The following is a 7410-nucleotide window of genomic DNA, read 5'->3' as shown; positions in this document are numbered from 1 at the left end:
GATTCAATCCTCTTCCGTCGTCCTACGTGCAGGGGTGTTTATCTCACCCAACTTATTGCCTACGGTGATCGCCGACCAATTTGGTCAAGGTAGCCAAACAACGCTCGAGAGTATCAAGCCTTATGCGGTTTGGGATGAGACGACACTCAGGCTGCCACTTGAAGTGGATTACGCGGTGATAGGTGAACTCTGTGTAGAGGTAGAACCGAGCGTGATAGAGGCTGATTTTATCGAGAGCCAAATCGCGCTGGTAGGCGAGCTGCTCTGCAATGCCATCAGTCGCCAGCTTATTATGACCAGTAACCAAGAAGCGCGCGCAAGTGCCGAGGAGTCAGAGAAAGCGACCAAGGAATTTGTCGCGATGATCAACCATGAGCTACGCACGCCTCTTAACGGATTGCTCGGCAGTGCAGAGCTGCTGTCTGAAACGGAGCTCAACGAAGAGCAGCGAACCTTACTCACTAACTTAGCCCATTCGGGTGGCCTGCTGCGCCATATCATCAATGACATTCTTGATTTCAGTAAGATGAGCGCCGGGATGATGGAATTGATTCCCAAAACCTTCCTTTGGGCGGATATTCGAGCCATGTTACTCGGTGTGTTTGAACCAAGAGCGATAGAAAAAGGCATTGGTTTTATTATCGACGAGTGCACGGAATTGCCAGAAGCCTTCACTGGTGACTTTGAACGCATCAGTCAAATCTTAGTCAATTTAGTGGGCAATGCGGTTAAGTTTACCGAACAAGGTCAAGTGAGTGTCTCTGCGAAGTGGCAAGAGGGGCAGTTACACATCAAGGTGGTCGATACGGGGATAGGGATTGATTTTGATTCGTTAGAGCAGCTGTTTACGCCATTTGTCCAAGCTGACCGAACGGCAAAACGTAACTATGAGGGCACTGGGCTTGGGCTCGCCATCTCGAAAAATCTTGTGGAGCTGATGGGCGGTGAGATCGCAGCAGATAGCGAGAAGGGCAAAGGCAGTTGTTTCTCTTTTCATATTCCTTTGACCTTGGCTTCAATAGAAGAGTGGTCGTCGGGGCAAGTCGAGGCGAAAAAACACCAAAAACCTTTAGACGATCTTACCATTTTGGTGGTGGATGATATCCGCATGAACCAAGTGATCATCAACCAGATGTTGAAAAAACTCGCTATTGTGCCTGATATTGCTAACAACGGGCTGGAAGCTGTCGAGGCGATCACACAGCGTCACTACGATTTGATTTTCATGGATTGTCGCATGCCCGAAATGGACGGGTTTGAGGCGACGCAATATTTACGCGATCAAAACTACACTTTACCCATTATCGCGTTGACTGCCGGCACCACGCTCGAAGAGCGCGAGCGCTGTATCGAGAGTGGGATGAACGACATTCTGACCAAACCCTACACTGCCAAAGACCTACATCTGATGCTTGAAAAGTGGGGTTAAGCACTCAACACGGGTAAAATGCGGCTGAGCTTATCGAGCGTCTCTTGATATTCGGCATCATTTTGACTGTCAGCCACCAAACCGCCTCCTGCCCAAACGTACATCTGGCCGCCTTCTGCCACTAGGGTGCGAATAGTGATGCTGGTGTCCATTCGGCCGTGGCGACTGATGTAGCCAATGCTGCCACAGTAAGCATTGCGGCGATGCGGTTCCAACTCTTCGATGATCTCCATCGCGCGCACTTTGGGTGCGCCGGTAATGGACCCCCCCGGAAAACATGCACGTAGCAAATCACTGGCACGGTATGGCGAGTCCAACCTGGCGGTAATCGTGCTCACCAAATGGTGTACCGCTGGGAAGCTCTCAATATCAAACAATTTCGGAACGGCAACACTGCCTGGTGCAGCGACGCGGCCGACATCATTGCGCAACAGATCGACAATCATCAGGTTTTCCGCTTGATCTTTCTCCGCGTGCAATAAATCGTTAGCCGCGCGCTTATCGCGTTCTGGGTTGGTGTGGCGTGGTCGGGTGCCTTTAATCGGTTTGGTCTCGATCTGGCCGTCATTGAGTTGCAGAAAACGCTCGGGAGAGACACTTAAAATCGCGCCTTGCTCGGTGCGAATAAAGGCAGAAAAAGGGCCTTGATTGACCGCTTCGAGTTTTTGATACGCTTGCCACTCATCACCTAGATAAGGGGCTTGAAAACGCTGCGCCAAGTTGATTTGGTAACAGTCGCCCGAGCGCAGATATTGCTGCACTTGATCAAACTTGCGCGCGTAATCCGCTGGCGTCATATTCGATTGCCACGGCCCTTGCAGCGCAAACGTCGGCGAGGATACCTCTGATTGAGCAAACAACCATTGGTGCGCCGCCTCGATGTCTTCACCAACCAAAACCGCACTCTGTTGCGAGTGATCGACCACCAGTGCCCAGCGATACAGGCCGACGGCCATATCTGGTGTGGTGAGATCGTGCATCGCATACACAGGTAACTGTTCCACGCGGCGGCCCAAATCGTAAGCAAAATAACCCAATGCACCGCCAACAAAGGGCAGTTCCCCATCGTAGTCTGTGTCACTTAACCAGCGCTGTTGCGTGTCGTCGAGCAGCTGAAAAGGGTCTAACTTGCTGTCCATTTCCCCCTCAGGCGTGACCACCGTACTGGTATCGCCACGCGTTGTGACGGTGGCAATCGGCTGGGCAACCAGAATATCGAAACGGCTGTCGACATGATCTCGTGACGGTGAGCGTAACAACATCGCCCACGGCATCGACGCAATCGGGGCAAATAGCGTCGTCGCTAAGTGCGGATCATAAGAAAGAGGTTTGATTTGTAAGCCATTTGGCGCGTTGTTATTCATTTGTTTAATTTGTGACAAAGAGATCGTTCGTTGCATGGTATCAGAGGGAAAGCAAGAGTATCATAATGGCAACTCAGGTCGCTACATCGGCGTTTGACCCTATTACGGCGTTGGTCATACGACTCCTCTTAAGCAAACGCGTATCTATCGGCCTTATAATAAGGAAGCATAACGATAAAAGAGGCATGCAATGACGGTAATTCGCAAGCAGGATGTGATCAGCAGTGTGGCTGACGCACTTCAGTACATCTCTTACTACCACCCATTGGACTTTGTTCAAGCCCTAGAAAAAGCCTACCACAAGGAAGAGAGCCAAGCCGCGAAAGACGCGATTGCTCAGATTCTAATTAACTCGCGCATGTCCGCAGAAGGGCATCGACCTATCTGTCAAGACACCGGCATTGTGACCTGTTTTGTCAATATCGGCATGGCCGTGCAATGGGACTCTACCGACATGACGGTGCAGCAAATGGTCGATGAGGGTGTGCGCCAAGCCTATACCAACCCTGACAACCCACTGCGTGCCTCAGTACTGAAGGACCCTGCCGGTAAACGCATTAATACCAAAGACAACACGCCAGCGGTGGTACACATCAATATGGTGCCGGGTGACAAAGTTGAGATTCAAATTGCGGCCAAAGGTGGCGGCAGTGAAAATAAAACCAAAATGGTGATGCTCAACCCATCCGATGATATTGCAGAGTGGGTAGAGAAAACCTTGCCAACTATGGGCGCAGGTTGGTGTCCACCGGGTATGCTGGGCATTGGTATCGGTGGCACTGCTGAAAAAGCGGCGGTATTGGCGAAAGAATCATTAATGGAGCACATTGATATTCAAGAGCTCATCGAACGCGGCCCGCAGAACGCAGAAGAGGAGCTTCGTTTAGACATCTTCAACCGTGTGAACCGTCTAGGTATCGGTGCGCAAGGTTTGGGCGGCTTGACGACGGTTGTTGACGTTAAAATCAAAACCGCGCCCACTCATGCAGCCTCCAAGCCTGTTTGCCTAATCCCGAACTGCGCCGCAACGCGCCACGTTCACTTTACGCTTGATGGCAGCGGCCCTGCGGATCTGACGCCGCCGAAACTCGAAGAGTGGCCAGACATTACCTGGGAAGCGGGCGAGAATACTCGCAGAGTGAATCTCGATACCGTGACGCAAGCAGACATTGAGCAATGGAAAACCGGTGAAACGGTGCTGTTGTCAGGTAAAATTCTGACCGGCCGAGATGCGGCGCACAAACGCATTCAAGGGATGCTAGAGAGCGGTGAAGGCTTGCCTGAAGGCGTGGACTTAAAAGGCAAGTTTATCTACTACGTGGGCCCCGTTGATGCGGTGGGCGATGAAGTCGTTGGGCCTGCTGGGCCAACCACCTCAACCCGTATGGACAAATTCACCGATATGATGCTCGAACAAACTGGCATCATGGGCATGATAGGCAAAGCCGAACGCGGCCCGGCAACGGTGGAATCGATCAAAAAACACAAAGCGGTCTATTTGATGGCCGTAGGCGGCGCGGCTTACCTAGTGGCGAAAGCGATCAAAAAAGCGCGTGTCGTCGCCTTTGAAGATTTGGGTATGGAAGCGATATACGAATTCGAAGTGGAAGATATGCCCGTTTCTGTCGCCGTCGACTCCAATGGTGTGAACGCTCACCAGATTGGCCCAGACACTTGGAAAGTGAAAATCCAAGAGATGGAAAGCCAAGCTTAAGTGTGAGAAATCGCTGATTTCATTAGGAATCAGTTGACAAAGGTGCGAATGAGTCGCACCTTTTGTTGAACGTCTACTGGTATTAGGAGTGCACATGCCTCGTTTTGTACAAATCTTACAGCTGATCATCGCTGCGGTTGTTGGCGCCTTCATCGGCTACGACTTAATTCTGCACGGTATCAGTATCTTCAATGAGAAATACGTCACCATTACCTGTGTGCTGTTTGTATTGGTTGAGATTAGCTTGTTTGTTATCTACAAATTGATTGAAGACGATTAAGCGACGCTCAAGCGCAATCTCGATTTGCTAAGCCTCTGATTTTAATCAGGGGCTTTTTTGTTCATCTTTGATTAAGATTGAAGTCGGTACCTTTAGTACAAATGATCAAAAGAGGCCATTCATGTCCATTCCCACGCCGATAAAACAGCTCTCACAAGAGATGCAAGATTTGCTCAGTCGCAGTATGGATTCTCACGTGCGAATCGCGGTCACGGGGTTATCTCGTGCAGGGAAAACCGCGTTTATCAGCTCGCTCGTCAATCAACTGCTGCATGCCTCGACCCATGAGGCGCTTCCCCTGCTGGAAGCCTCGCGTGAAAAGCGAATTATTGGTGCGCGACGTGAACCGCAAACCAATCTCATGGTGCCGCGCTTTGCCTATGATGAGGCGATGCGGGCCTTGTATGCGGAGCAGCCCGATTGGCCGTTACCCACTCGTGACGTGAGTGAAATTCGCTTAGCGCTTAAATACAAACCGAAGAAGCGAAGCAAAAAGTTGCTTGGCAGCAGTGCAACGCTCAATATTGATATTATTGATTATCCAGGCGAGTGGCTACTGGATTTGCCGTTGTTGGAGATGGATTTTGATCAATGGTCTGAGCAGCAATTTGCTGCGTTGAAAGGCGAAAGAGCTCAACTGGCCGAGCCTTGGCTTAGTCAGTTAGCGCAATTTTCGCCCCAAGCGGACGCCGATGAAGACCAACTGGCCGCACTGTCAGCCACCTACACCGACTATTTGCATGCCTGTAAAGCCGCGGGGCTACACTGGGTACAGCCGGGGAGATTTGTTTTGCCGGGCGATTTGACCGGGGCGCCTGTATTGCAATTTTTCCCTTATGTGGAGAAAGAACAAGGGAAACAAGTAAACAAAGACAGCCAGTTAGCGATGCTCAGAGCGCGCTATCACGAATACCAAACCAAGGTTGTCAAAGCATTTTATAAGCACCATTTCGCAACGTTTGATCGCCAAATTGTGCTGGTGGATTGTTTGCAGCCACTCAACGCGGGCGCGGACGCTTTTCATGACATGCGCGGCGCGTTAGAGCAACTGATGGGAAGTTTTCGCTATGGGAAAAGCCACCTGTTGCGACGTCTGTTCTCTCCTACTATCGACAAGATTTTGTTTGCCGCCACCAAAGCCGATCATGTGACGCCCGATCAGCACCCACACTTGGTATCACTGCTGGGCCAGATGGTTTACCCAGCATGGCAAGCCACCACGTTTGAGAATATCGAGATGCAGTGCCTCTCCATTGCTTCCGTACAGGCAACCCAACCGGGCTTTGTGACCAAAGCGGGGACGTCTTACCCTGCACTAAGAGGTGTCGACCTTGGCGGTGAGCCGCAAACCATTTATCCCGGCGAAGTGCCGAGAAAACTTCCCGGTGCCAGCTATTGGCAGCAGCACGGTTTTGAGTTCACGGAATTTAGACCGCAAAAAGCACAGCTCGATGCGCCACTACCTCACATCCGAATGGACAAAGTTCTGCAGTTTTTGCTGGGAGATAAATTGAAATGAGTCAGCATGATGAGCACCACAGTGAACCTCGCTTGAAGAAAAAGCAGGTCTTTGAGTCCACGTCCAATGAGGACACGCAGTGGCAAGGGGAGGCGCAGTCACAGGCGGACGACTTGACTCTCAAGCAGGCCTTCTCGTCCCAAGAGTCCTTCGCGCCCGTTAGCATTGATGATGAGGTGGAAGCGGATGAGGCCATTGAGAAGCTAGAAAACTTGCGACCGAAAAAACGCACCAGTCGTTGGGTGACAGTGCTACTTACGGCCTTTGCTGGATTGGTGGGCTGGCAAGCGGTCGATTCACTCTATGGTGCAATTCAAGCGGGGGATTGGCTGACATTAGGCTGGACTGGATTTGTCGCCGCGTTGGCCGGCCTTGGTGTAACAGCGCTGGGGAAAGAGTTATGGAAACTGCGCCGCTTGCGTCACCATTTTAGCGTACAAGAACAAAGCCAAGCGCTGTTGAAGGCCAACAGTGTTGGCCAAGCGAAGGCGTTTTGTGAGCAGTTGGCCAAGCAAAGTGGTCTTGATGACAAGAGCCTTGATTTTCAGCGCTGGCAAGAGGCGGTGACCCAATCTCACAGCGACGCTGAGATTCTAGAACTGTTTGATGCGTTGGTCATCGCAGAGCAAGACCGACGCGCCAAAGCGATTGTCACTCAACATGCAACGGAGTCCGCGGCGTTGGTGGCGATCAGCCCGTTGGCGATCGCAGATATGGCCTTGGTCGCGTGGCGAAATTTCAAGATGTTGGACAAGCTAGCGGCGGTCTACGGTGTGGAGCTGGGCTATTGGTCTCGGCTGACGCTGTTTAAAGCCACCTTAGTTAATATGGCCGCGGCGGGAGCGAGTGAATTAGCGGTCGATGCCAGTATCGACTTGATGTCAATGGACTTAGCAGGTCGCTTGTCTGCGCGTGCGGGGCAAGGACTTGGGGTTGGCATACTCACAGCAAGACTCGGCATCAAAGCGATGGGACTATTGAGGCCGCTTCCTTGGTTGGCGGGGAAACAAGTCCGATTGGGTGAGATTCGTAAGCAAATTGTAGAAAAAGTCGTCGCTTTATCGGTCAAATAGCGCGAATGTGAGGCAGGCAAGCGCATGCGGC

6 protein-coding genes are annotated in these 7410 nt (G+C 51.5%); 5 read left to right on the top strand and 1 reads right to left on the bottom strand.

Annotated elements, in window-relative coordinates; translation table 11 throughout:
- The coding region (locus AC6R1O_RS02645; RefSeq protein ID WP_500656453.1) for an ATP-binding protein at positions 1-1429 on the top strand (1429 nt) is incomplete at its 5' end.
- Here AC6R1O_RS02645 and pabB read toward each other — a convergent pair.
- The gene (gene pabB / locus AC6R1O_RS02640) at positions 1426-2793 is read right to left on the bottom strand and encodes an aminodeoxychorismate synthase component 1 (RefSeq protein ID WP_500656456.1); all 1368 of its coding nucleotides are present in this window, start codon (positions 2791-2793) and stop codon (positions 1426-1428) included. The genes AC6R1O_RS02645 and pabB overlap by 4 nt on opposite strands.
- Positions 2794-2983: 190 nt before the next feature.
- Here pabB and AC6R1O_RS02635 point away from each other — a divergent pair, with 190 nt between their 5' ends.
- The 4 genes from AC6R1O_RS02635 (at position 2984) to AC6R1O_RS02620 (ending at position 7379) form a co-directional block, all read left to right on the top strand.
- Positions 2984-4507 carry a fumarate hydratase gene (locus AC6R1O_RS02635; protein ID WP_500656452.1) on the top strand — a complete coding sequence of 508 codons (1524 nt, stop codon included), beginning with the start codon at positions 2984-2986 and terminating at the stop codon, positions 4505-4507.
- Between the two features lie 94 nt (positions 4508-4601).
- Positions 4602-4787 (top strand): hypothetical protein, encoded by a 186-nt coding sequence (locus AC6R1O_RS02630; RefSeq protein WP_334552412.1) that lies wholly within the window; start codon positions 4602-4604, stop codon positions 4785-4787.
- A gap of 139 nt (positions 4788-4926) precedes the next feature.
- The gene (locus tag AC6R1O_RS02625) at positions 4927-6306 is read left to right on the top strand and encodes a YcjX family GTP-binding protein (protein WP_500656455.1); all 1380 of its coding nucleotides are present in this window, start codon (positions 4927-4929) and stop codon (positions 6304-6306) included.
- Positions 6303-7379 (top strand): YcjF family protein, encoded by a 1077-nt coding sequence (locus AC6R1O_RS02620; RefSeq protein ID WP_500656451.1) that lies wholly within the window; start codon positions 6303-6305, stop codon positions 7377-7379. Before AC6R1O_RS02625 ends, AC6R1O_RS02620 begins: the two co-directional genes overlap by 4 nt.
- Positions 7380-7410: the final 31 nt, after the last annotated feature.

Source organism: Vibrio sp. R11-SG3-ISO3-SZ (genome assembly GCF_059834345.1).
The sequence above is the reverse complement of the archived record's forward strand: the minus strand, read 5'-3'. Positions and strand labels throughout refer to the sequence as shown.